The 22,460-nt window shown below is 62.1% G+C and carries 26 protein-coding genes and 1 tRNA gene; 15 read left to right on the top strand and 12 right to left on the bottom strand.

What is annotated here, in order from left to right; translation table 11 throughout:
- Nucleotides 1-169: 169 nt before the first annotated feature.
- Together NKJ91_RS26905 and NKJ91_RS26910 are read right to left on the bottom strand one after the other, a co-directional pair.
- Nucleotides 170-826 carry a glutathione S-transferase family protein gene (locus tag NKJ91_RS26905; RefSeq protein ID WP_352457946.1) on the bottom strand — a complete coding sequence of 219 codons (657 nt, stop codon included), beginning with the start codon at nt 824-826 and terminating at the stop codon, nt 170-172.
- A 61-nt stretch (nt 827-887) separates the two neighbouring features.
- Complete coding sequence (locus tag NKJ91_RS26910; RefSeq protein ID WP_352457947.1) at nt 888-1,739, bottom strand: alpha/beta fold hydrolase; 852 nt, start codon at nt 1,737-1,739, stop codon at nt 888-890.
- Nucleotides 1,740-1,834: 95 nt separating this feature from the next.
- On the opposite strand from NKJ91_RS26910, the gene NKJ91_RS26915 reads away from it, so the two are divergent.
- From NKJ91_RS26915 to NKJ91_RS26925, 3 genes are all read left to right on the top strand, one after another.
- On the top strand, nt 1,835-2,359 hold the full coding sequence (locus tag NKJ91_RS26915; protein WP_352451127.1) for a winged helix-turn-helix transcriptional regulator: 525 nt from the start codon (nt 1,835-1,837) through the stop codon (nt 2,357-2,359).
- Between the two features lie 75 nt (nt 2,360-2,434).
- Nucleotides 2,435-2,665: a hypothetical protein gene (locus NKJ91_RS26920; RefSeq protein WP_023678501.1), complete on the top strand. Its 231-nt coding sequence runs from the start codon at nt 2,435-2,437 to the stop codon at nt 2,663-2,665.
- Between the two features lie 97 nt (nt 2,666-2,762).
- Entirely contained in the window at nt 2,763-3,194 is a 432-nt protein-coding gene (locus NKJ91_RS26925; protein WP_023678502.1) for a GlcG/HbpS family heme-binding protein, read from the top strand.
- Between the two features lie 10 nt (nt 3,195-3,204).
- Here the strand turns inward: NKJ91_RS26925 and NKJ91_RS26930 are convergent, their stop codons facing one another.
- The 3 genes from NKJ91_RS26930 to NKJ91_RS26940 all read right to left on the bottom strand — a co-directional run bounded on the left by NKJ91_RS26930 (nt 3,205) and on the right by NKJ91_RS26940 (nt 4,886).
- Nucleotides 3,205-3,606, bottom strand: coding sequence for a hypothetical protein (locus NKJ91_RS26930; protein ID WP_023678503.1), 402 nt, complete (start codon nt 3,604-3,606; stop codon nt 3,205-3,207).
- Between the two features lie 199 nt (nt 3,607-3,805).
- Nucleotides 3,806-3,988, bottom strand: a complete 183-nt coding sequence (rpmF, locus tag NKJ91_RS26935) for a 50S ribosomal protein L32 (protein WP_006203806.1) — start codon at nt 3,986-3,988, stop codon at nt 3,806-3,808.
- 139 nt (nt 3,989-4,127) lie between these two features.
- A complete protein-coding gene (locus NKJ91_RS26940) occupies nt 4,128-4,886 on the bottom strand; it encodes a biosynthetic peptidoglycan transglycosylase (RefSeq protein WP_031212144.1) in 759 nt (252 codons plus the stop codon).
- Nucleotides 4,887-4,965: 79 nt separating this feature from the next.
- Between NKJ91_RS26940 and NKJ91_RS26945 the strand changes: the two genes are divergently transcribed.
- Complete coding sequence (locus tag NKJ91_RS26945; protein ID WP_352457948.1) at nt 4,966-5,883, top strand: polyprenyl synthetase family protein; 918 nt, start codon at nt 4,966-4,968, stop codon at nt 5,881-5,883.
- 169 nt (nt 5,884-6,052) lie between these two features.
- Here NKJ91_RS26945 and NKJ91_RS26950 read toward each other — a convergent pair whose 3' ends face one another.
- From NKJ91_RS26950 to tkt, 3 genes are all read right to left on the bottom strand, one after another.
- Nucleotides 6,053-7,942 (bottom strand): potassium/proton antiporter, encoded by a 1,890-nt coding sequence (locus NKJ91_RS26950; RefSeq protein WP_352457949.1) that lies wholly within the window; start codon nt 7,940-7,942, stop codon nt 6,053-6,055.
- A gap of 217 nt (nt 7,943-8,159) precedes the next feature.
- A complete protein-coding gene (gene gap / locus NKJ91_RS26955) occupies nt 8,160-9,170 on the bottom strand; it encodes a type I glyceraldehyde-3-phosphate dehydrogenase (protein ID WP_023678507.1) in 1,011 nt (336 codons plus the stop codon).
- 158 nt (nt 9,171-9,328) lie between these two features.
- Complete coding sequence (gene tkt / locus NKJ91_RS26960; protein WP_352457950.1) at nt 9,329-11,320, bottom strand: transketolase; 1,992 nt, start codon at nt 11,318-11,320, stop codon at nt 9,329-9,331.
- Nucleotides 11,321-11,580: 260 nt separating this feature from the next.
- Between tkt and NKJ91_RS26965 the strand changes: the two genes are divergently transcribed.
- The 4 genes from NKJ91_RS26965 to NKJ91_RS26980 all read left to right on the top strand — a co-directional run bounded on the left by NKJ91_RS26965 (nt 11,581) and on the right by NKJ91_RS26980 (nt 14,081).
- On the top strand, nt 11,581-11,853 hold the full coding sequence (locus tag NKJ91_RS26965) for a DUF4164 domain-containing protein (RefSeq protein ID WP_006200774.1): 273 nt from the start codon (nt 11,581-11,583) through the stop codon (nt 11,851-11,853).
- Nucleotides 11,854-11,857: 4 nt separating this feature from the next.
- Nucleotides 11,858-12,223, top strand: a complete 366-nt coding sequence (locus NKJ91_RS26970) for a cell division protein ZapA (RefSeq protein WP_254816554.1) — start codon at nt 11,858-11,860, stop codon at nt 12,221-12,223.
- 175 nt (nt 12,224-12,398) lie between these two features.
- Nucleotides 12,399-13,058 carry a peroxiredoxin gene (locus NKJ91_RS26975; protein WP_023678511.1) on the top strand — a complete coding sequence of 220 codons (660 nt, stop codon included), beginning with the start codon at nt 12,399-12,401 and terminating at the stop codon, nt 13,056-13,058.
- Between the two features lie 150 nt (nt 13,059-13,208).
- Nucleotides 13,209-14,081 carry an MBL fold metallo-hydrolase gene (locus NKJ91_RS26980; RefSeq protein ID WP_352457951.1) on the top strand — a complete coding sequence of 291 codons (873 nt, stop codon included), beginning with the start codon at nt 13,209-13,211 and terminating at the stop codon, nt 14,079-14,081.
- A 182-nt stretch (nt 14,082-14,263) separates the two neighbouring features.
- On the opposite strand, the gene NKJ91_RS26985 is transcribed toward NKJ91_RS26980, so the two are convergent.
- The 3 genes from NKJ91_RS26985 to NKJ91_RS26995 form a co-directional block, all read right to left on the bottom strand.
- Nucleotides 14,264-14,773, bottom strand: coding sequence for a hypothetical protein (locus NKJ91_RS26985; RefSeq protein ID WP_352457971.1), 510 nt, complete (start codon nt 14,771-14,773; stop codon nt 14,264-14,266).
- A gap of 445 nt (nt 14,774-15,218) precedes the next feature.
- Complete coding sequence (gene rpoH, locus NKJ91_RS26990; protein WP_023678514.1) at nt 15,219-16,130, bottom strand: RNA polymerase sigma factor RpoH; 912 nt, start codon at nt 16,128-16,130, stop codon at nt 15,219-15,221.
- A gap of 187 nt (nt 16,131-16,317) precedes the next feature.
- Complete coding sequence (locus NKJ91_RS26995; RefSeq protein WP_352457952.1) at nt 16,318-17,358, bottom strand: RluA family pseudouridine synthase; 1,041 nt, start codon at nt 17,356-17,358, stop codon at nt 16,318-16,320.
- Between the two features lie 26 nt (nt 17,359-17,384).
- Between NKJ91_RS26995 and NKJ91_RS27000 the strand changes: the two genes are divergently transcribed.
- From NKJ91_RS27000 to tolA, 6 genes are all read left to right on the top strand, one after another.
- A complete protein-coding gene (locus tag NKJ91_RS27000) occupies nt 17,385-17,768 on the top strand; it encodes a fimbrial protein (RefSeq protein ID WP_352457953.1) in 384 nt (127 codons plus the stop codon).
- Nucleotides 17,765-18,172, top strand: coding sequence for a VOC family protein (locus NKJ91_RS27005; RefSeq protein ID WP_352457954.1), 408 nt, complete (start codon nt 17,765-17,767; stop codon nt 18,170-18,172). The genes NKJ91_RS27000 and NKJ91_RS27005 overlap by 4 nt, the downstream gene beginning before the upstream one ends.
- Before the next feature lie 90 nt (nt 18,173-18,262).
- Nucleotides 18,263-18,337, top strand: a tRNA-Glu gene (locus NKJ91_RS27010).
- A 283-nt stretch (nt 18,338-18,620) separates the two neighbouring features.
- The gene (locus NKJ91_RS27015; RefSeq protein WP_352457955.1) at nt 18,621-19,202 is read left to right on the top strand and encodes a VOC family protein; all 582 of its coding nucleotides are present in this window, start codon (nt 18,621-18,623) and stop codon (nt 19,200-19,202) included.
- Nucleotides 19,203-19,229: 27 nt separating this feature from the next.
- Entirely contained in the window at nt 19,230-20,093 is an 864-nt protein-coding gene (locus NKJ91_RS27020; protein WP_352457956.1) for a glutathione S-transferase family protein, read from the top strand.
- Nucleotides 20,094-20,457: 364 nt separating this feature from the next.
- Nucleotides 20,458-20,859 carry a cell envelope integrity protein TolA gene (gene tolA, locus NKJ91_RS27025; protein ID WP_352457957.1) on the top strand — a complete coding sequence of 134 codons (402 nt, stop codon included), beginning with the start codon at nt 20,458-20,460 and terminating at the stop codon, nt 20,857-20,859.
- A 34-nt stretch (nt 20,860-20,893) separates the two neighbouring features.
- Here the strand turns inward: tolA and NKJ91_RS27030 are convergent, their stop codons facing one another.
- Entirely contained in the window at nt 20,894-21,109 is a 216-nt protein-coding gene (locus NKJ91_RS27030; RefSeq protein ID WP_352457958.1) for a hypothetical protein, read from the bottom strand.
- Between the two features lie 334 nt (nt 21,110-21,443).
- Here NKJ91_RS27030 and NKJ91_RS27035 point away from each other — a divergent pair, with 334 nt between their 5' ends.
- The gene (locus tag NKJ91_RS27035) at nt 21,444-22,415 is read left to right on the top strand and encodes a DUF2865 domain-containing protein (protein WP_352457959.1); all 972 of its coding nucleotides are present in this window, start codon (nt 21,444-21,446) and stop codon (nt 22,413-22,415) included.
- Nucleotides 22,416-22,460: the final 45 nt, after the last annotated feature.

A 22,460-nucleotide genomic window follows, 5' to 3' on the forward strand; every position in this document is an offset into this window, starting at 1 on the left:
CGATCCGACCCTCGCCGCTGAGGGGGGGCGGCTACCCTCTCTCAGCGTTCCTTTCTGACCCATTCGGCAGCGAAAGTCATAAGACAAGCAATTCCAGGAAAAATGTGAAGCGGTTTTCCGTCCGGAAGAGATAGAGCGGTTCGGCGTTTCCGTGAAACGATGAACCACTCTAGCCATTGTTGTAGGGGAAGAGCTTGAAATACGGCTGCGCTTCCTCGATCACACGGGCAACCGAGGGGCGTTGCAGCAACCGGTCGTGATAGCGCCTGACCGCAGGATATTCGTCTCCGAACGGCTCGACCTTGTTGGCGTAGAACAGCGCGGGGGCGGCAGCGCAGTCGGCCATGGTGAAGCTCGCACCCACCGCCCATGTCCTCGACTGCATGTCCTGTTCAATGATGGCGTAGGAGCTGCGCAGCTGGGCGCGGGCCTGCTCGACGCCGAACGGATCGGTCTTGCCCTCCGGCCGCAGCCGGTCGCCAACGATCTTCTGCATCGGTTCCTGGACGTAGAAGTCATAGAAGCGGTCGGCAAGCCGGGTCTGACGGGCGAGATCGAGATCGCCGGGGATCAGCTCGACCGGTCCGGGATAATACGCGTTGAGATATTCGATGACGATCGTCGATTCCGGCACGGTCCGGTCCAGCGCCTCATCGCGCAGCACCGGCATCTTGCCGGCCGGCCACAATTTCAGGAACGCCGCGCGCGACTGTTCATTGCCGAGATCGACGACGACCGATGTGAATGGCGTGCCGTTCTCATAGAGCGCGATCAGCGGTTTCCAGCAGAAGGAGGCCAGCGGATGAAGATGCATCGTCAGGGACATTTTTGCTCCTATCTTTGGTGCTTCGTCTCGCGGGCATCCGGTGTCAAGGTTCGGCCCGCTGCTACGTGGCCCGGCTGTGGGCGACGATCGCATCGATGATCGCGGCCCAATCGTCGGGATGCAGCTCGTGGCCGCCGCCCTTGATCCGGACCAGTCTTGCACCGGCGACCGCGTCGGCAAGAGCGGCGCCATGCTCGGCTGGAAAGATCGGATCGTCGGTGCCGTGGACAACGAGGAGCGGAATCTTCATCTCGTGCAGCCGCCCCGTCCAGTCCTCGCCGCTCCGATCTTCGCCGCCCTTGAGCATGAAGTGATTGGTCGCGCTGAGAAAGCCGCCGGACCGGTCGTAGTCCTGTTCCACGAACGCTCTCGTCCGCGCCTCATCGAACGGATGCGCGGTGCCGGCGAGCGCACGCGCGTTTTTGACCATGAAATCGACCGCTTGGCCACGGTCAGACCAGTCGACCTTCGCGCCTTCGGCCGAATGTTTCCTATAGGCCTCGGTGGTTCCGGGCAAATGCGACGTATCGATGCCCAAGGGCGAACTGCTGATCACCGTCAGCGAAGTGACACGCGACGGGTATTTCAACGCAACGAGCTGCGCGATCATGCCGCCCATCGACATGCCGACCACATGCGCCTTTCGGATTCCATGGTCGTCAAGGACGCGGATAGCATCGTCCGCCATGTCGTCGAATGTATAAGGCGGCTCGCCCGGCGCGTATTTGGTCGAACGGCCGGTATCGCGATTGTCATAGCGGATCACGAAGCGACCTTCGCCGGCCAGCTTCCGGCAAAACGCTTCGGGCCACCAAAGCATGGAAGCCATCGCGCCCATGATCAACAACACCGCCGGATGGGCCGGATCGCCGAAGGTTTGGGATACGATTTCGGGGTGTTCGGCGTTTCTCATGACTTTCCTCCTTGGGCCGCAAATCCGATTGCAAGTTGCAATCAGTTGCACGATATTAAAACGATACGACAATGCAACCGGTTTTGGAGATTCGCATGAACATCGATCGTCGGTCCGGATGCCCCATCAACCTGTCGCTCGAAGTGTTCGGTGACCGGTGGAGCCTGATCATCCTTCGCGACATCATCTTCGGCGGCAGACGCCACTTTCGCGAACTGCTCAACGGCTCGATGGAGGGCATCGCCTCCAACATCCTCGCCGACCGGCTGAAGCGGCTGATGGAGCTCGGCATGCTGACCAAGGCGGACGATCCCTCCCACAAGCAAAAGGCGATCTACAGCCTGACCGAAATGGCGATTACGCTGGTGCCGATCCTGGCGCATCTCGGCGCCTGGGGCCGCGTCTGGCTGCCGGTCAGCGAAGAGCTCTCTATCCGTGCCGAGCTTCTGGAAAAAGGCGGCCCGCCGATGTGGGATAAGTTCATGAACGAGTTGCGCCACGAGCATCTGGGTGCGTCTCCCGCCCCATCTGGACCCACCGTCCGCGCGACTTTGCAGGCCGGATACGATGCGGTAGTCGCCCGCAAGGCGGAGCGAGTCGGCTGCGATCCGGCGCCATGACCAACTTATTTTCCCAATTGCGGGCTGGCTCTGCTATCAAGGGACTGAAGATAATTTACGGATTGGATAACGCTCTTGGTCGAGAACTCTAAGGACACTGCCCGTGCGCGGGCCGATTTGCGTTTCAAGAAACAGGAAGAGGCAGCCACGGTTCGCCAGAAGGCGATGGCGGAATATGTCGCCGAGAGCGACGCTCGCCAAGCCAAGACCAACAAGCTGCGGGCGCTGCGCCTCGCCAAGGAAGCGGAAGACCTGGCCAATGCGCCTCCGGCCCCGGTGAAGAAGCCTCGCGCCAAGAAGAAATAGGCCGGCGCTCCCAGAATGCATGCTTCCTTTCGCACGCGAAACAGTTCACTCGGAGTCTGTTCTGCCGGTTGATAACTGGCGCGTTTAGGAGACGGCCATGACCGCACTGACGCTCGACAAAGCCCTTGAAATCATCGCCGCCGCCTTTGCCAAGGGTGCCGAGCTCAAGCTCAGGCCGCTTGGCGTCTCGGTGCTCGACGCCGGCGCCCATCTGGTCGCGTTCCAGCGTCAGGACGGCGCCTCTTTCCTGCGTCCGCAAATGTCGGCCGGCAAGGCCTATGGCGCGCTCGCTATCGGCATGGGCTCGCGCCGGGTGGAAGCTTTCGCCAAGGAGCGCCCGCATCTGATCGCCGGCGTCTCCGACGTGTCGGGCGGGCGCGTCCTGCCGGTCGTCGGCGGCGTGCTGATCCGCGACAACGCCGGCACGATCATCGGCGCCATCGGTATTTCCGGCGACACGTCCGACAATGATGAAACGGCAGCCATCGCCGGCGTCGAGGCGGCTGGCTTCACCGCTGACCCGGGCTGAGTCGGGATCCTTAACTCATATTGATGTCGCGGGTGGCCGACCGCATCGACACCGAAAAGCCGGCCAGCACGTCGATCAGCGCTATGACCATCAGTGTGAAGAAAACGGAATGGGCGGCGCCCTTCACCAGCAGGAACTCGACCAGATAGGCCACAAAGACGAAGGTCGACAAAAGATGGTCCATGATCGAGGCATTTGTCGTGCGCGTCGACTTCACCACTTCGACGAACAAGAAGATCAGTGCGATCAGCACGATGAGGTCGCCGAGGGTCATCGAGAACACGCCACCCGACATCATCCGGACCGAAAACATTTCGGTGGCCCACGGATCGTCGCCGCTGCCGAATATTCCCAGAAGCCCGAGATTGTAGAGGATGAAAGGCACGATCAGCAGCGGGATGGCACCGAACATGTGGCGGCTCCGGTTGGACTGATCTTTGTAGAGTGCGCCCGGCGTTCGCCGTCAAGAATTTTCGTGCGGCCGATAAACACGGACAAAGACGGCGTGAAACAACAATGTCAGGCCCGGCTGATACGATCAGTTGTCGCAAACGCAAAAAGACCGGCCAATGGCCGGTCGTTTCGCAACCCATAAACCGTCGAAAGCTCTCTCAGCTTTCCTTCGGCTCCAGAACCTGGCGACCGCGATACATGCCGGTCTTCAGGTCGATATGGTGCGGACGGCGCATCTCGCCGGAGTTCTTGTCCTCGACATAGGTCGGGGCCTTCAGTGCGTCGGCAGAACGGCGCATGCCGCGCTTCGACGGAGAGGTTTTTCGTTTCGGAACGGCCATGGATATGCTCCACTACATGGTCAAAACGCCCCGGCGGCCCTCGTGAAAGGGCCACATCAGGGGCCGGAATCTGAGAAAGTCGGGTGCCTATACACGCCCGACGGCGTTTTGGCCAGCGTCGCCGTGTTTTTTTTTGACACTATCGCAGGCAACCGACATAGGCGCCGGCGCGGCCGGCGCGCCGTTCGATCAACGCGGCAAGCCGCCTCAGTCCCGGCCCGGGCTTCGCCGGATTGCGCACGATCGGATTCGGCAAGGTGACGGCAAGCAGCGCTGCCTGCCGGCGCGACAGCTGTTTTGCCGAGACGCCGAAATGATGCTGGGCGGCGGCCTCGATGCCGTAGATGCCCGGTCCCCATTCGGCGATGTTGAGGTAGATCTCCATGATCCGCCGTTTCGACAGCACCGCATCGAAATAGACGGCCAGCGGCAGTTCCACGACCTTACGGACCGAGCCCAACGGCCGCGACCATAGATAAAGATTCTTTACCGTCTGCATGGTGATGGTCGAGGCGCCACGTGTCATCTCGCCGGCGAGCGCATCGTCGACGACGCCGCGCAACTCGCCCAGATCGACCCCGCGATGGAAACAGAACTGCCCGTCCTCCGACATGATGACCGAATATGCCAGCACCGGCGCGACATCGTCGATGGAAACCCAGCGCCGATCGTAGCCAGAAAACGTCGCCAGGTCCTTCAGCATCAATGTCGACACCGGATGCACGAATGTCGGCAGGTACAGGAAGGTCAGCACCACCGGCACCAGCGCCAGCACGACCGCGACGGCGATGCCGCGCCGGACCCAGCGTTGAAGACCGATGCGGCTGCCGCGTCTCGGTCTCGCCATGTCCAACCCTTCGGTTTCGTGATCGACGATCGGTTCCGCCAAGCCACCCAGTCCGCGCTACTCCCTGCCCCCGGCATAATGGCGCTTGGCTTCTTGCGCAACGTCTGAGTGTCGGCTACCGCTCCCGACCATGACGAAAGACGACCAAATGGCGTTCGAAGCTGCACTTATTGCCCGGGCAGTTCCGCTCGAGGCGCTGCTTAGGCGGTTGCTCGACGGACGGACGCTTTCGGGCGAGGTCGCGCGGCCCGAACGCCTGATGGCGGCAATGCGACATGGCGTGCTGAACGGCGGCAAACGACTGCGTCCCTTCCTGGTCATGGAAAGTGCTGCACTGTTTTCAGCCGACGGCGAGGCGGCGCTGCGCGTCGCGGCGGCGCTCGAATGCGTGCACTGCTATTCGCTCATCCATGACGATCTGCCGGCCATGGACGACGACGATTTGCGCCGCGGCCAGCCGACCGTGCACAGGGCTTTCGATGAGGCGACCGCCATTCTTGCGGGCGACGCCTTGCTGACACTTGCCTTCGACATCCTTGCCGACGAGGCGACAATGCTGCCGGCCGAGCGCAGGGCAACGCTGGTGCTGGCACTGGCCCGCGCCGCCGGGGCGGGAAGCATGGTCGGCGGCCAGATGCTCGATCTCGAAGCCGAACAAAGCCGGCCGGACGAGGCCGGCATCATCCGGCTTCAGGCGATGAAAACCGGTGCGCTGATCCGCTTTGCCTGCGAAGCGGGCGCTATCCTTGCCGGCGCGCCGTCGGGCGACCGCGAAAGGCTGGCCGAGTTCGGCTCGGCGATCGGCCTTGCCTTTCAGCTTGCCGACGATCTGCTCGACCTGACCGCCGACGCGCATCAGATGGGCAAGGCGACCGGCAAGGATGCCGCGGCCGGCAAGGCGACGCTGGTCGCGCTGCACGGACCGGACTGGGCGCGGGGCCAGCTCCATGGCCTCGTTGACCAGGCTCATGCGTTGCTCGAACCTTTTGGCGAGCAAGCTGCGCTTCTGAAACAAGCGGCGCAGTTCGTAGCGGCCCGCAACAATTAAGCGCGCCCCTATGGCGCGCCGGAGAATTGGCGACTGATCGGCCGGACGCCCTCGCAACCGGCCGATCGGGATCATTTCCGGCGATGTCGGACCACATGGACCCGCCACACCAGTTGCCGAGCCATTCTTCAGCCTCGCGGCAGGGTTCCGCGGCTCGGGTGGACAGCGGTCAGCCGTCGCCAGTTGTCTTTTCCACCACGGGCTGCGGAACCGGTTCCATCTCGGCCGCCGCCTCGACCGCCTGCGCCTCGGCCGGCTTGCGCCGGTTGCGGATGAAGGCGGCGATGCGGTCGCGGATTTCGCCGGCGCTGAGGAACACCGGAACGCGCGCCACCGGCGCGGTCGGCTCAAAGGACAGGCCAAGGCCGGTGATCCTGCCCTTGTCGTCGACGTCGCGGACGATCAGCTCGATCGGACCGAGCAGCACGCGGTCGGCGTATTCGGCGTGGCCGCCGAGCCGCGTAGTGACCAGGTCGCCAATGCTGAGCTTGCGTTCCGCTTCGGTCAGGCCCGGCGCGTAGGCGGTCTCCAGTTCCTCGGCGGGGCGTGACGGATCGACGGCGAAGGCCCCGAAGAAATCCGCGTCCTCGGGATCGACCACGGCACGGCTGGCGAACAGCTTGTCGAGCAGGCGCGGATAGCGGTCCGGCACGAAGATGTAGACATGGTCGCCGGCCGCCAGCCGGCCCATATCCTGGAAGCGCATCGAGCGTCCGTCGCGCAGCACCAGCGACGGCCGCGCCCAGCGCGGAATGCGTTCGCCGCGCGCCACCGGGCTGCCAGGTGCCACGCGGTAGGCGAGAAGCTCATGATGGGCGGAGCCCGGCAGTTCCAATTCGACCTTGTCGAGCGGTCCCAGGCGGGCCGGCACGATAAGGCCGAGACGGCGCGCCAGCGGCCCGACGGTCCATCCCTGGATGATCAGCGAGACCAGCACGATGATGAAGGCAGTGTTGAAGATGAGGCGGCCGTTCTCAAGACCGCCGAGCAGCGGCGTGATGGCAAGCAGGATCGACACGGCACCGCGCAGGCCAACCCACGAGACGAAGGCGACTTCCGGGCGTGGCAGACGGAACGGCACCAGGCAGAGCCAGACGGCGATTGGCCGTGCCACAAATACCAGGAACAGGCCGAGCAGCACTGCCGGCACCAGGATCGCCGGAAATTGCGAAGGCGTCGCGAACAGGCCGAGGATCAGGAACATGATGATCTGCGCCAGCCACGACATGCCGTCCTGGAAGCGCTTGAGGATGGTGACGGCCCGGATATCGGAATTGCCGGCAATCAGGCCTGCGAGATAGACCGCCAGGAAGCCGGAGCCGCCGACGGCACCGGCGGCAGCGAACACCATAAGCGACAGCGTCAGCACGAAGATCGGCAGCAGGCCGTGATCGAGATTGAGGCGATCGACAAGGCGCACGATGGCCATGCCGCCGAGAATGCCGATGACCGCGCCGAGCCCCATGTTGACAAGGAAGCCGACGGCAAGATCGGTGACCAGCACCTTGGCCTCGGGGTGGGTATTGGCGGCGATGACCTCGACCAGCGTGATGGTCAGGAAGATGGCGATCGGGTCATTTGTGCCGGATTCCACCTCGAGCGTGGACCGCACGCGCTCGCGCAAATTGATCTCCCCGGCGCGCAGCAGGAAGAACACCGCCGCGGCGTCGGTCGAGGCGACGGCGGCACCGAGCAGGAAGGATTCCAGCCAGGTCAGGTCGAGCAGATAATAGGCGGCGGCGCCGAAGAGCCCGGTGGTCAAAAGGACGCCGAATGTGGCCAGCGACAGCGCCGGCCCGGCCGCCTGCCGCAAGGCGTTGAGCGGCGTGCCGAAGCCGGAATCGAAAAGGATGACCGCCAGCGCCAACGAGCCGGCAAAATAAGCAACTCGGGCATTGTCGAAATGGATGCCGAGACCGTCGGTTCCGGTGGCGAGGCCGATGCAGAGAAACAGCAGCAGGAGAGGGGCGCCGAAACGGAAGGCGATCAGGCTTGAAAACGCGGCGGCAACGACAAGTGCTGCGCCAACGAGCGTCACAAGATAGATACCATGCTCCATTCGTTGGTCGCCCCTAGTCGATATGCTCCGGCATCACGGGAGAGTGGGGCGAAGACATGGCCGCTGCAAGGCAGCAGCGTGGCTTTTTGCCCCACGCTGCCGATCGTCGAAAGTTTTGGCACCCCCGAGCAGCGGAGCGTGCCTCGGCGGTTCGTGCTGCAATGAAAAACGCCCGGACTGAGCCGGGCGTCTCCAGGTCGAGAAGCTGGCTCTGCGATCAGGCGATGGTCTTGCCGAAGGCGACGGCGGTATCGCCCATGCGGTTGGAAAAGCCCCACTCATTGTCGTACCACGACAGCACCGAAACGAAGTTGCCGTCCATGACCTTGGTCTGGTCGAGCGCCACGATCGAGGAATGCGGATCATGGTTGAAGTCGATCGAAACATTGGGGTGACGGGTAACGGCGAGGATGCCCTTCAGCTTGCCGTTCGAGGCGGCGATCACCGCGTCATTGATCTCCTGGACGGTGGTCGGCCGCTTGGCGATGAACTTGAAATCGACGAGCGAGACGTTCGGGGTCGGCACGCGGATGGATATGCCGTCGAGCTTGCCCTTGAGCTCGGGCAGTACCAGGCCGATGGCCTTGGCAGCACCGGTCGAGGTCGGAATCTGCGACAGCGCGGCGGCGCGGGCGCGGTAGAGGTCCTTGTGCATGGTGTCCAGCGTCGGCTGGTCGCCGGTGTAGGAATGGATCGTCGTCATCATGCCCTTTTCGATGCCGACCGCCTCATTCAGCACGGCCGCCAGCGGCGCCAGGCAGTTGGTGGTGCAGGAGGCGTTCGAGATGACGATGTGGTCCTTGGTCAGCTTGTCGTGATTGATGCCATAGACGACGGTGAGATCGGCGCCCTCTGCCGGAGCGGAGACGAGAACGCGCTTGGCACCGGCGGTCAGATGGGCGACGGCCTTGTCGCGGGCGGTGAAGATGCCGGTGCATTCGAGCGCGATGTCGATGCCAAGCTCCTTCCAGGGCAGTTGCGTCGGATCCTTGATCGCGGTGACCTTGAATTTTTCCTTGCCGACGATGATCTGGTCACCGTCAACCGTCACCTCGTGCGGAAAGCGGCCATGGACGCTGTCGAAGCGCAGCAGATGCGCGTTGGTCTCGACCGGGCCGAGATCGTTGACCGCGACGACGTCGATATCCTTGCGGCCGGATTCATGGATGGCGCGCAGGATGTTGCGGCCGATGCGGCCGAATCCGTTGATGGCAACTCTGACGGTCATTGTTCTCTCCCTGGGAGTTGGAGGCCGAAGATCAAGTCCGCAGCTTCATAACGGCGGACGGGCAAAGAATCCAGCCGCCGAGGCGTGGATTTAAATCGATTAGTGCTCCACCGCCCGGCAAAACCGCTATGCCAGCCTTTGCCGGGCGGGGCTCACTTTCATTTGCCATGCAGACGGGCTTCCGCCGCCTTCACCGTTGCCTCGGCTGTGATGCCGAAATGCGGGTAGAGCTGTTCGATGGTGCCGGAGGCGCCGAAGCCGGTCATGCCGACAAAGATGCCGTCGGTGCCGATGAAGTGATCCCAGCCCTGACGGATGCCGGCTTCGATGGCAATCTTGAGCGGCGCATTGCCGATCGTCCTGCTGCGATAGTCGGCGCTCTGCTTGTCGAACAATTCGAAGCACGGCACCGAGACGACGCGGGTCGCGTGGCCGTGCTTTTCCAAGGCCTCGCGGGCGGCCAGCGCGATCTCGACCTCGGAGCCCGAAGCGAAGATCGTCACCGCCGCCTCGCCACTGGCGGCGGCAAGTTCATAGGCGCCGCGGCTGGAGAGGTTTTCCGCAACGAAGTCGTTGCGTACCGTCGGCAGGTTCTGCCGGGTCAGCGCCAATGTCGAAGGCGTCTTTTCCGACTCAATGGCCAACTGCCAGCATTCCGCGGTTTCCACCGCGTCGGCCGGGCGGAAGACATTGTGGTTCGGAATGGCGCGAAGTGCTGCCAGATGCTCGACCGGCTGATGGGTCGGGCCGTCTTCGCCAAGGCCGATGGAATCATGGGTCATGACGAAGATCGAGCGGATGCCCATCAGCGAAGCAAGCCGCATCGCCGGACGGGCATAATCGGAAAAGCACATGAAAGTGCCGCCATAGGCGATAATGCCGCCATGCAATGTCAGCCCGTTGAGCGCGGCCGCCATGCCGTGCTCGCGAACGCCGTAATGAACGTAGCGCTGGCCGTAATCGTCGGCGGTGATGTTCTTGGTCTGGCTGGTCTTGGTGTTGTTGGAGCCGGTCAAATCGGCCGAGCCGCCGATGGTTTCGGGCACGGCGCCGTTGATGACCTCCAGCGCCATTTCCGATGACTTACGGGTGGCGACCTTCGGCTTGTCGGCGGCGAGCTTCTTCTTGTAATCGCCAATGACGGCGTCGAAGCTGGCCGGCAGCGTGCCACTGATGCGGCGTTCGAACTCTGCGCGCAATTTGGCATCAGCCTTGGCAAGGCGGCTTTCCCAGTCGGTGCACGCCTTGACGCCGCTCCGCCCGGCGGTACGCCATGCGTCGAGAATATCGGCCGGAACCTCGAAGGGCGGCGAATCCCAGCCGAAGAATTTTCTGGCACCGGCGATTTCCTCGGCACCGAGCGGCGAGCCATGCGCCTTGTTGGTGCCGGCCTTGGTCGGCGCGCCGAAACCGATCGTCGTCTTGCAGGCAATCATCGTCGGCTTGTCGGAGTGGCGGGCCGCTTCGATGGCATAGGCGATCGCTTCCGGGTCCTGGCCGTCGATATGGCTAGCATTCCAGCCGGACGCCTGGAAGCGGGCGACCTGGTCGGTGTTGTCGGCCAGCGACACCGGGCCATCGATCGAGATGTTGTTGTTGTCCCAGAAGACGATCAGCTTGTTCAGCTTCAGATGTCCGGCAAGCGCGATGGCTTCCTGGGATACGCCTTCCATCAGGCAGCCGTCGCCGGCCAGCACATAGGTGTAGTGGTCGACGAGATCGTTGCCGAAAGCGGCATTCATGATGCGCTCGCCGAGTGCGAAGCCGACCGAATTGGCAAGGCCCTGGCCGAGTGGGCCTGTCGTCGTCTCGATGCCGGCGGCATGGCCGTATTCCGGGTGGCCCGCGGTCCTCGACCCCAATTGGCGGAACTGCTTGATCTGGTCGATGGTGATGTCTTCGTAGCCGGTCAGATAGAGCAGCGAGTAAAGCAGCATCGAGCCGTGGCCGGCCGACAGGATAAAGCGATCGCGGTCCGGCCAATGCGGGTTCTTCGGATCGTATTTGAGAAAGCGGGTGAACAGCACCGTGGCGATGTCGGCGCAGCCCATGGGCAATCCGGGATGGCCGGAGTTTGCCTTCTCCACAGCGTCCATGGCGAGAAAACGGATCGCATTGGCCATCCGGTCATGTTGTTCGCGCGAAGTCATGCTTCCTCCAAAATGGGGGTTTGGGCCTTGGGAAAGCCCTTGAAAAGGGTGCGCGACACATAGCAGGCGCGGCCTTTTAGTCAACAAATCGGTGTGCTTTTGCCGGTCTTGTGATGGCCATGCGCGACTTACATTAGCGTTAGCAGGGGACAGTCGCGACAGCTTTATTGACGTGCGGTTCACACGACGCGTAATGTTTCAGGGATAACGCGTTCTGAACGTGGATGATTCGGTGATGGGCAGGGCGCAGGACGAAAGCCATGACCGGGGAAACGACCCTCAAGGAAGTCATTGCCAGGCTGGGTAAGGCCATCGAAGGGCTGGAAAACGCCGTCGCGGCCAAGCTCGAGCACGAGCGGGACTATTCGGAAGCCGAGGCCGAAGTGCAGCGGATGAACGCCGACCGCTCGCGGCTGGCGCAGGAGCTCGACAATTCCGAGGCCCGCGCCGAACGGCTGGAAGATGCCAACAAGGAAGTGTCGCGAAGGCTGGTGACAGCCATGGAAACCATCCGCGCGGTACTGGACAGGTAGGCCAATGGCACAAGTCACGGTTTCCATCGACGGCAAGCAGTATCGGATGGCCTGCGACGAGGGCCAGGAAGAGCATCTGATCGATCTTGCCGAGCGCTTCGACCGCTATGTCTCGCATCTGAAGGATTCTTTTGGCGAGATCGGCGACCAGCGGCTGACCGTGATGGCCGGCATCATGGTCATGGACGAGCTTTCGGAACTGCAGAAGCGGGTCAAGGGCATGGAAAGCGAAGTGCTGACGCTGCGCAAGACGCGCGACGACGCACTGACCAAGGCCGACAAGAACGATTCCGTGCTGACCGGGGCGCTCGGCGCACTGGCCCAGCGCATGGAAGACCTGGCGACGACGCTGGCAGTGAACAAGGCCTGAACCAGCGCAGCGAAAATTCCTGCTGCATTTGCCGAGAAGCAATGAAAATATTTCGCCGCCGGCCTTGATGCCGGCGCAACAGGCGTTTGAAGGATGACGCCGGAGTGATAGAAAGGCAAAAGCAGCGCCGGGCAACGCCGGCTGCGATCTGCACGCACAGGGTAAGGGACACGTCATGAGCCTTCGCATCAACGATATCGCACCGGACTTCACCGCTGAGACCACGCAAGGACCGATCAGCTTCCATGAATGGATCGGCGACGGCTGGGCGGTATTGTTCAGCCATCCCAAGAACTTTACGCCGGTTTGCACGACCGAACTCGGCACGATGGCCGGGCTCGAAGGCGAGTTCAGGAAGCGCAACGTCAAGATCATCGGCATCTCGGTCGATCCCGTCCAAAGCCATGAAAAGTGGCAGAACGACATCAAGACCGCGACCGGTCATTCGGTGAACTACCCGCTGATCGGCGACAAGGATCTCAAGGTCGCCAAGCTTTACGAGATGCTGCCGGCGGGTGCCGGCGAGAGCTCGGAAGGCCGCACGCCCGCCGACAATGCCACGGTGCGTTCGGTTTACGTCATCGGGCCCGACAAGAAGATCAAGCTGGTTCTCACCTATCCGATGACGACCGGCCGCAACTTCGACGAAATCCTGCGCGCCATCGATTCCATGCAGCTGACCGCCAAGCACCAGGTGGCGACGCCGGCGAACTGGAAGCAGGGCGAGGACGTCATCATCACCGCTGCCGTCTCCAATGAGGATGCCATCAAGCGCTTCGGCGCCTACGAGACGATCCTGCCATATCTCAGGAAAACCAAGCAGCCTTCCGCCTGAGCAGGCAGAGGCGGCACGGAGAATTTTCGGTTTTCCTGGTCGTGTGAGTATGGGGTGCTTGACGGCGCCTGGTTGACGGACAACCATGCCTTTCATTTGCCGTGGCAGAGAAAGTCATTCCTGCCACGGTGAGGATCAAGGGGGCTGGGATTGGACGCATTATCGGCCAGGTCGCAGGTCACCGGCTTCTATGACAAGCCGAGCGGGTCCGTCCAGTATGTGGTCGCCGACATGGCGACCCGCAAATGCGCCATCATCGATCCGGTGCTCGACTTCGACGAAAGGTCCGGTGCAACGGCAACGAAAAACGCCGACGCCCTGCTCGACTTCGTCAGGGAAAGCGGGCTGGAGGTCGAGTGGATCCTCGACACGCATCCGCATGCCGATCATTTCTCCGCCGCCCATTATCTGAGGGGGAGAACCGGAGCGCCGACGGCAATCGGCGAAAAGGTCATCGACGTCCAGAAATTGTGGAAGGTGATCTACAACTGGCCGGAATTCCCCGCCGACGGTTCGCAATGGGACAGGCTGTTCGCCGACGGCGCAACTTTTTCGGTCGGCGGCCTTCCGGCAAGAGTGCTGTTCTCGCCGGGCCATACGCTGGCCTCGATCACTTACGTCGTCGGCGACGCCGCCTTCATCCACGACACGCTGTTCATGCCGGACAGCGGCACCGCCAGGACGGACTTTCCCGGCGGCAGTGCCGAGCGGCTCTGGCACTCGATCGAGGACATCCTGGCGCTGCCGGACGAGACACGTCTGTTCGTCGGTCACGACTACCAGCCGGGCGATCGCGAAGCGCGCTGGGAAAGCACGGTCGCGGAGCAGAAAGCCGGCAACATCCATGTTGCCGGCTGCAAGACGGAAGCCGACTTCGTCGCGCTCCGCCAAGCCCGCGACAGGACGTTGCCGATGCCGCGGCTGATCCTGCACGCGCTGCAGGTCAATATGAATGGCGGACGCCTGCCGGAACCGGAATCCAACGGGCGGCGCTATCTGAAATTTCCGCTCGATTGCCTGTGAGGAGATGGGTCGCTGGCATTACAGTGCCATTCAAACTCGGCGCCGCCCTCATCGTTCTGCGATGGTCATCCAAGTTATTGATCCTGATTCGATTTTTGCGATGTTTGAATCCGAGAGGTCCATGCGGGAAGACGGTGGTGGCAGCCGGATGAGGAGCAGCGCAGACGCCAGCCAGTCCAGCGTCAGGGTTTTGTTCGGCGGGCTAAATGTTCATACGTGATTTGCCAAGGATCGCTCTCGGAAGATCTTTCCTCGCCGATCCAATGGAAGCTGGTGGCAGTGATCTCAGTGAAACGCCATCGAGTTTGCAGACCGCGCGAGTCATTGCCGAGCTGGACAATGTCCTTACCCTCGGCCCGGCCGATCTGGCGCGAGCGATCCTGGTTGAGCGGGTCGTTCCATATGATATGCCAGCCATCGATCCCAGGGTCGAAGATGCGCAAGGTCGTACCATACATCGTCGACGGCGCAGGGCGCTTGGGCCTGATCCAAACGTCCTGAATCGCGCGGCCTTCGAGCACCCAGCCAAAATGGCATTCGCCATCCCATTTCTGGATTGTGCCGTCGTCGAGGTAGTGGACCGAGTCCATTTCCCAGCTTCCAATTAGCCATCCATAGAGGGCCATGTCTTTCGCTCGGTCGGCTGGCGGACCTTCGGATACGAGAGCGGCCAGAAACGGAGAAATGGTCATCGTCACACAGCCTTTCGTTTTCAATAGACGAGCTCAACTGCCCGGCGCAGCCCCGGCGGCTTGTTGTCGCGCCGCCTGCCGCGAGCGCCGGGTTGTGGAATGCTGCGGTCGGCCCCGGAACATTGCCGCCACAGCTTGCAGCGTTACGGTTTTCAGGGCTTGGGGAAAATTGCGGTAATGCCGCTATCGATGCGATCGTCTGGGGACGCCATGGCAAGGCTACTGAGCAGTTATGGCGGCGGATCGGACATCCGCGAAGGCGCCGCGGAACCGGCAACCCGCTAATACATGTCGCGCAAAAGTGTGCAGCGGTTTTGCGATAACGACATGCATAAAAACAAGAATCTAAAGCGCGTCGCACAAGGCCGGCCGAACGCGACGCGCTTTAGAAAAAACGGCGGCGCCAGTTACCTGACGCCGCCGTTATTTGTTCCCTTGGAAGGCCTTACGCCGCCGGCTGCGCCTCGATGGTGCGCAGCGCCTGCGTCTGGCGCTTGGCTGCGGCCTTGACCGCGTCCTGCACCTTCTCGAAGGCGCGCACCTCGATCTGGCGCACGCGCTCGCGGCTGATATCGAACTCGGCCGACAGCTCTTCAAGCGTCAACGGCTCATCGGCGAGGCGGCGCGCCTCGAAGATGCGGCGTTCGCGGTCGTTGAGCACGGCAAGAGCGCCCGACAGCATGCCGCGCCGGTTTTCCAGCTCGTCCTGCTCGATCAGCATCTCTTCCTGGCTTTCGTGGTCGTCGACCAGCCAGTCCTGCCATTCGCCGGACTCGCCTTCACTGGCCCGGATGGGCGCATTGAGCGAGGCGTCGCCCGACAGACGGCGGTTCATTGACACGACTTCCGCTTCCGAGACGTTCAGCCGGGTGGCAATCTCGGTGATCTGATCGGGCTTCAAATCGCCTTCGTCGAGCGCCTGGATCTTGCCCTTCACCTTGCGCAGGTTGAAGAACAGGCGCTTCTGGTTGGCGGTGGTGCCCATCTTGACCAGGCTCCACGAGCGCAGGATGTATTCCTGGATCGAGGCCTTGATCCACCACATCGCATAGGTGGCGAGACGGAAACCGCGCTCCGGTTCGAATTTCTTGACGGCCTGCATCAGGCCGACATTGCCTTCCGAGATCACCTCACCGATCGGCAGGCCATAGCCGCGATAGCCCATGGCGATCTTGGCGACGAGCCGAAGGTGGCTGGTGACGAGCTTGTGCGCAGCCGTGGTGTCCTCATGCTCGGCATAGCGCTTGGCGAGCATGTACTCTTCCTGCGGCTGAAGCATCGGAAAGCGGCGGATTTCTTCCAGGTAGCGGCTGAGACCGCCTTCGCCGGAAACGATACTGGGTAATGACTGGGCCATGATAGCGCCCCCTCTCTATTGGAGTGATGCCCCCGAAACGCGGCGGGCATGTGGCGCGAATGCCAAAGGCACATTCGCGCCAACCGACATATATAGGAACAAAACCAGAAAGACAGGCATTTGTTCAACACGAAACAGTGTGTCACGCTGAAGTGAACAACGCCGGTCAGGTTTTAGGGTGATTGGTTCAGAGCTTGCGGAAGCCGTCGACGAGTTCCTCCATGTCCCACGGTATCGGTGCTTCGAACCTCATCGTTAAATGGGTATCGGGATGCCGAAATGCAAGGAGGCGGGCGTGCAAAGCTTGTCGCGGAAACGCCTTTACCTTGCTCCTTAGCGGCTCGGGCAACCGGTTGGCCTTGGTGCGGAAAGCCTGGCCGTATTCGGGATCGCCGATCACTGGATGGCCGATATGAGCCAGGTGGACGCGTATCTGGTGAGTGCGACCGGTTTCTAGCCGGCATTCGACCAGGCTCGCCGTGGCGAATTCCTGCTGCTGCTCGCCAAAGCGCTCAACGACGGTGAAATGCGTGACGGCGTGGCGGGCATCGTCGCGGCCTTGCGGCACCACGGCGCGGCGTACCCGGTCGGCGGCGCGGCCGAGCGGCGCGTCGACCGTCCCGGTCGGCCTTGCCGGTATGCCCCAGACCAACGCCAGATACGCCCGCTCGAGATCGCCGGTCAGGCCGTGGTCGGCAAAGGCCTCCGACAACGCCTTGTGGGCGCGATCGGTCTTGGCGACGACCATGACGCCGCTGGTCTCCTTGTCGAGGCGGTGGACGATGCCCGGCCGTCTCACGCCGCCGATGCCGGACAGGCTGTCGCCGCAATGATGGATCAGCGCGTTGACCAGCGTGCCGGTCCAGTTGCCGGCGCCGGGATGTACGACCAGCCCGGCCGGCTTGTTGATGACGATCAGCTCGCTGTCCTCGTAGAGGACGTCCAGCGCAATATCTTCGCCTTGCGGCTCCGCCGGTTCCGGCTCCGGCATGTCGACCGACACGCTGTCACCTTGTGCCATCTTGCGCTTCGCTTCGCTGGCTGGCCTGCCGCCGATCCTGACGGCGCCCTGCTTTATCAGCATCTGTACCCGGCTGCGCGACATGTCGGGGCCGAGCCTGGCCGCCAGCCATTGGTCGAGCCGCTGGCCGGCCGCATCGGCGCCCGCCTCCAGCACGATTGGTCCGGCCCCTATTAATTGTCTGACCTCTTCGTTATGAGCGCTCATCGAAAACAGTTCCGGAATCTGCTGCCATGGCCCGGCCGCTTGCCGACGAAGACGAGGAAAAGCCGCTCGACCCCGAGGTCGAAAAGGTGCGGAGGAAGCTCGTCCGCTTCGTCGCCATCAATCTCGGCCTGCTGTTCCTCGCCCTTATGGTGGTGATCGCGGCGCTTGTCTACAAAGCGCGCAACGCGCCGCCTGCCGCCCCTCCGCTGAGCAGCGACATCCAGGTGCCGATCGGCGAAACGGTCAACGGCGACATCGTGCTGCCGGTCGGCGCCAGGGTGATCAGCCAATCGCTGTCCGGCAATCACCTGTCGATCGACACCGAGCTGCCCGACGGCAGCCGCGCCATCTTCGTCTATGACATTACCGAGCGCCGCATCGTCGGCCGTTTTTCGATCAGGAACAAATGACCGGTTTTGCCGAACACCGCAGCATTGCCACGGTCGCGCTTGTCGTCGCAAATTATGACGAGGCGATCTCGTGGTATGTCGACCGGCTGGGTTTTGTGGTCGCCGAAGATGTCGACCTCGGCGGCGGCAAACGCTGGGTCACGATCACGCCGGGCAACGGGCAGGGCGCGCGGCTGCTTCTCGCCGAGGCATCCGGTGATGCGCAAAGGCACGCCGTCGGCAACCAGACCGGCGGGCGGGTCTTTTTGTTCCTCGAAACCGACGATTTTGCCCGTGACCATGCGCTGATGCTCGAAAAGGGCATCGAATTCCGTGAGGCGCCCCGGCACGAGACCTATGGCACTGTGGCGGTTTTCGCCGATCTCTATGGAAATCTCTGGGACCTGATCGAGCCAAAACGCTAGGCTTGCAGCGGATATTTCACCGGCGCGATCGGCAGCCTTAACCCTAGTTGCTTTTTGCCAGCCGTCAGCCTATATCGCCGGTTCTTGAACGCGCCCATCGTCTAGCGGTCAGGACACCGCCCTCTCACGGCGGGAACAGGGGTTCGATTCCCCTTGGGCGTACCAAGTAATCTCACAATGGTTGTAATACACCGGCATCGGTCAGGGTCAGGCCGGGTTCTCTGCTTCTGGCGCAGCGCCGGCAATTGAATTAGCATCACGTCACAAACCATGAGCCGGGAGGCTCAAACCGGCGCACAGAACGCCGGGCAGGGAACGCTCGGCAGGCCGGATAGGCGATCAGCCGTATCCGTAATGCGGATGCCGACCATGTGGAGCGCTGCCGCAAATTGATCGGCGCGGACCGATACGGTTCGTGCCGATGAGGAGATGCCACGGGAGGAAGGCAATGCAAAAACTGCAATCGCAGGGCGTTCATCACATCACGCTGGTCGGCGCCGGGCGTCAGACCTCGATCGATTTCTGGGAGGGCGTGCTCGGCATGCCTTTCATCTTCGAGCAGCCCAATCTCGACAAGGCAAGCGAAAGCCATCTCTATTTCGATCCGGGCGACGGCCGGCTGATCACCGTCTTCACCGACGAAAGCCGCACGCCGGTCAAGCGGCGCACGCCAACCGATACTGGCTGCGTCCATCACATCGCTTTCGCGGTGTCGCGCGTCACCTTCTTGCAGGCGGTCGCCCGGCTCAACGAGCGTGAAATCAAGCACAGCGGCGTCAAGGATCGCGGCTTCATGGACTCGATCTATTTCGAGGATCCGCTCGGCCTTCTGATCGAGCTCGCCTCCTACCGTTTCGAGCCGCCGGCGGGCTTCACCCATGCCGACGTGCTGATGCAGGCGCACAAGATCCGCGTCGCGCGCGGCGATTACAACATCGCCGAAGTGCACCTTGCCGATGCGATCCAGGTGCTTGTCGAGCGCTTGCGCGCAACCTTGTCGGAGGATCGCGCACCGAAAAATCCATACTGACGACACGCCAAACAAAGGGAGGACATAATGGCAAAGACAGCGACGAAGAGTGCGAAAAAGCCTGCCGCCAAGGCAGCCAGGCCAGGAGCGAAGCCGGCGGCCAAAGCTGCCGTCAAGTCAGCGGCGAAAGTGGCAAAGCCGGCGGCGAAGGTCTCCGGCAAAAAGCCCGCGAAGGCCAAGGCGAAGCCTGCGAAAAAGCCGGCGCTCACGCTCAGCATGCTGAAGCCGAGCGTCAACAATATGAGCGTTCGGGTGTTTGCACGCGCCGCCGGGCTCGACCATTCCGAGACCGACGTATGGGGTCTCACGCGCTCGCCCGAATACATGGCGCGAAACCCGGCCCATCTTACGCCGATGATCGAGGACAAGGGCCTGCCGAGAGGTGTCTTGTGGGAAAGCTGCGCCATTATGCAGTACCTCGCCAACAAGCACGGGCTGGAGAAACTATATCCCAAGGCGCCGGCCAAGCGGGCAATGATCGACAGTGCCATGTTCTACCTGATCGGGACGCTCTACCCCTATGTGGCGCGCGCCACATATCCTGTGCTGAATTTCCCGCAATATGCCGGCGAGGTCGGCCACAGCGACGCTCATCCCGACAAGAAGTCGGAAGCCCAGAAGGCCGCTATAGAAGCGATAGCCGAGCCGCTGGAGGTGTTTCACAGCTTCTTCAGGAACGGCAGGCCGTTCATCGGCGGCAAGAACCCGTCGATCGCCGACATCCGCCTGGCGGCGACGCTCGAATTCCTCGCCGTCATCGACTATGCGCTGCCCCAATGGGCAAAAGACTATATGGCGGCGATCGAGAAGAAACTCGGCAAGGCCTATGCCGAGCCGGCCGGCGACGTGCGCGGCTATATCGCCTATGTGCGGTCGCAGGCCAACGCCTGAGGCACGTGCAGGCCGGCGATCGTCCGCACGTTCTGCGGGAGCCGGTAATGATCTGGGGTAATTCTTTCTTACTCTCCCCTGTTTGCACGATGTGGGGAGCTTAAGGTTTCGTTAACCGAAACCCTTTCTACTGGTATTCACCTCCAGCTTGCGACCACGGATGTACTGGCGCGGATGGAAAGCAAAGGTCGGCTGCTCGCCGGCCTTTGCTTATTGCAGCCCTGCCGAAGTTTGCGGCTGACGGCGCTTCACGACGCCTGAATGGCTGATGAAGCGCGTTGCCGGCATCTTGCCATCGCCGATGTCGGCCCTACCATCGAAGTAGTCCCGTCCTCGATGGCGGTTCAAGGACAGAGGCCCTGTCATGAAAAGCATTGCTGGAATGATGGTGATTGCAGGCGCCATGCTGGGTGCAGCCGGTCAATCGAATGCAGCGACGCTCAACACCATGCCCGAGGTCGGGGCTGCCATCCAGGCGTGCTGGACCCCTCCGGCGAATGCCGGGAATTCCACCGTCACCCTGAGCTTCAGCTTCAGGCGCGATGGCACGCTGATCGGCCGGCCCAAGCCGACCGCCATCCGCGTCGCCGGCGAGGAGAAGACGCGCCAAGCTTTTGTCGACGCGGCGGTCGCGGCCGTGGACCATTGCCTGCCGTTGAGCTTTTCACCGGCGCTGGCTCAAGGCATCCCGGGCAAGGTGTTCACTCTGCAATTCAACTCGCCCAAACAAGAACAGGCTGCACCGCGAGTGAAGGCTTCGCCTTGATCTTTTCCAAAAACCGGATTCCACTTTTCGGGATCTAGTGGCGCCTTCGTCTCGCCTCGACATGTCGCGCCAGTTCCGGCACCTCGACGACATAGTCGCTCCAGGCCGATTCCGGTATCCGGCCGGCGAGATAGCACTCCAGCAAAAGCCTCTGCTCGTGGTCGAGTGGCCTCGGTGCGCGTTCATGGTCCAACCCAAGTGAATGGAACAGATTCCTGGTCAGGTCCGCGACAGTGAAGTGGATCGACATTTGCGGTCTCCTCCTTTGGCCGCTCAACGCCGATCCCAGGGCTAAGGTTTCAGCAACGGCCGGCCGGTAACGCCGGATTGATCGCGATGCCGAACCCGCCGCGCGCATCAAAGCTTCGCCGTGGCGGGCGTCCGCCGGCGTTGCTGCCGGTTCGTCTCAATCTTGAAATAAAAATGTAATATTGAATTTACACGAGTGGATCTAATACACTAGAGCTAAAGTCTCTGGTGGCGGTTTGATCTACTTCAATTAGGAAAAACTGATTTAGCCAGTACTTATCCATAGTCGACAAAGAAATCCTGTTCTCGGTGCAACAAGGATAATGGTCGTTCCAATGACACGCTTCTGGCCCCTCACGATTCTGATGCTGGTGTCGGCAATAGCCGTTGCGCTCGGCACATCCTTCTCCTACGCGGATAGCTGCGGTGCCATCAGGAGCCAATTGCTTTCGGCGGGGCGCAGCGGCGGGACCAGCCCCGAGCTTGCCCAACTGCGCCGGCAACTCGCCGCGATTCAAAAGCTTGAGAGACAACGCAGATGCACGGCGAAAACCGCCGGCTTCCTCTTCAATCCCTGCGCCGACCTGGTCAGCAGCAAGGCGGAGGTGCAACGGCAGATCGCCAGACTGTCGAATTCGAGCAGGGACACGTCCGGATTGAAGGCCAGGTTTGTCGCGCTGGGCTGCGCCGCCCCCGCTGCCAAGAAACAGCCGGCGCAGCAACGCACGGCACCCAAGGCTCAGTCCGCAGGCACAACAATTGGCGGCAATCGGATGCTGTTTTGTGTTCGCTTGTCGGACGGATATTTCTTCCCCGCGCCAAAATCGCAGTTCGCCAAGAGCGACGATCAGAAGGAAACGGTCGATCAGTGTCGCTACATCTGCGACGATGCCGGCGTCGACCTCTATACGCTGAGCGACGCCACTCGCGAGACCGAGGAGATGGTCGCGCTCGAGTCGGGAAAACCCTATGTGGAGCTACCTGCCGCGTTCCGGTACCGCGACGACGCGAACTTCAAGGCCTGCGACGTCAAGCGCTATTACCGGCGCGTCGCCGAGCTCAGGGCACGAACCGTGACACCGGCCAACATGACCAACGCCATCATACCGTTACCGACGGCAAAGCCGGATTTTGGCATCGTCGCGGAAATTCCTCAATCCGGGATCGAAACCGCCGGTGCCGCTCCGGCAGAGGCAAAAACGCAGGCTGCCGAAGTGCAGGGGGCTGCCCAGCATCAGTCGATCGAAAGAGCGATCGGCGCGCGGCCGGTGAGAGTGGTCGGGCCGGCCTTCTTCCCGGCGGACTGACCAAGGCGGGCGATGTTCCGAGACGGCTGGCCGGATAGCCGCTTC

The sequence above is a fragment of the Mesorhizobium sp. M0040 genome, from assembly GCF_040323505.1.
In the GTDB taxonomy this organism is placed as follows: domain Bacteria; phylum Pseudomonadota; class Alphaproteobacteria; order Rhizobiales; family Rhizobiaceae; genus Mesorhizobium.

Bases quoted from the DNA above. Each gene is read 5' to 3' on its own strand.
- NKJ91_RS26905 (WP_352457946.1), bottom strand. From the start codon at position 826: ATGTCCCTGACGATGCATCTTCATCCGCTGGCCTCCTTCTGCTGGAAA.
- NKJ91_RS26910 (WP_352457947.1), bottom strand. From the start codon at position 1,739: ATGAGAAACGCCGAACACCCCGAAATCGTATCCCAAACCTTCGGCGAT.
- NKJ91_RS26915 (WP_352451127.1), top strand. From the start codon at position 1,835: ATGAACATCGATCGTCGGTCCGGATGCCCCATCAACCTGTCGCTCGAA.
- NKJ91_RS26925 (WP_023678502.1), top strand. From the start codon at position 2,763: ATGACCGCACTGACGCTCGACAAAGCCCTTGAAATCATCGCCGCCGCC.
- NKJ91_RS26930 (WP_023678503.1), bottom strand. From the start codon at position 3,606: ATGTTCGGTGCCATCCCGCTGCTGATCGTGCCTTTCATCCTCTACAAT.
- rpmF (WP_006203806.1), bottom strand. From the start codon at position 3,988: ATGGCCGTTCCGAAACGAAAAACCTCTCCGTCGAAGCGCGGCATGCGC.
- NKJ91_RS26945 (WP_352457948.1), top strand. From the start codon at position 4,966: ATGACGAAAGACGACCAAATGGCGTTCGAAGCTGCACTTATTGCCCGG.
- NKJ91_RS26950 (WP_352457949.1), bottom strand. From the start codon at position 7,942: ATGGAGCATGGTATCTATCTTGTGACGCTCGTTGGCGCAGCACTTGTC.
- gap (WP_023678507.1), bottom strand. From the start codon at position 9,170: ATGACCGTCAGAGTTGCCATCAACGGATTCGGCCGCATCGGCCGCAAC.
- tkt (WP_352457950.1), bottom strand. From the start codon at position 11,320: ATGACTTCGCGCGAACAACATGACCGGATGGCCAATGCGATCCGTTTT.
- NKJ91_RS26965 (WP_006200774.1), top strand. From the start codon at position 11,581: ATGACCGGGGAAACGACCCTCAAGGAAGTCATTGCCAGGCTGGGTAAG.
- NKJ91_RS26970 (WP_254816554.1), top strand. From the start codon at position 11,858: ATGGCACAAGTCACGGTTTCCATCGACGGCAAGCAGTATCGGATGGCC.
- NKJ91_RS26975 (WP_023678511.1), top strand. From the start codon at position 12,399: ATGAGCCTTCGCATCAACGATATCGCACCGGACTTCACCGCTGAGACC.
- NKJ91_RS26985 (WP_352457971.1), bottom strand. From the start codon at position 14,773: ATGACCATTTCTCCGTTTCTGGCCGCTCTCGTATCCGAAGGTCCGCCA.
- rpoH (WP_023678514.1), bottom strand. From the start codon at position 16,130: ATGGCCCAGTCATTACCCAGTATCGTTTCCGGCGAAGGCGGTCTCAGC.
- NKJ91_RS26995 (WP_352457952.1), bottom strand. From the start codon at position 17,358: ATGAGCGCTCATAACGAAGAGGTCAGACAATTAATAGGGGCCGGACCA.
- NKJ91_RS27000 (WP_352457953.1), top strand. From the start codon at position 17,385: ATGGCCCGGCCGCTTGCCGACGAAGACGAGGAAAAGCCGCTCGACCCC.
- NKJ91_RS27005 (WP_352457954.1), top strand. From the start codon at position 17,765: ATGACCGGTTTTGCCGAACACCGCAGCATTGCCACGGTCGCGCTTGTC.
- NKJ91_RS27015 (WP_352457955.1), top strand. From the start codon at position 18,621: ATGCAAAAACTGCAATCGCAGGGCGTTCATCACATCACGCTGGTCGGC.
- NKJ91_RS27020 (WP_352457956.1), top strand. From the start codon at position 19,230: ATGGCAAAGACAGCGACGAAGAGTGCGAAAAAGCCTGCCGCCAAGGCA.
- tolA (WP_352457957.1), top strand. From the start codon at position 20,458: ATGAAAAGCATTGCTGGAATGATGGTGATTGCAGGCGCCATGCTGGGT.
- NKJ91_RS27030 (WP_352457958.1), bottom strand. From the start codon at position 21,109: ATGTCGATCCACTTCACTGTCGCGGACCTGACCAGGAATCTGTTCCAT.
- NKJ91_RS27035 (WP_352457959.1), top strand. From the start codon at position 21,444: ATGACACGCTTCTGGCCCCTCACGATTCTGATGCTGGTGTCGGCAATA.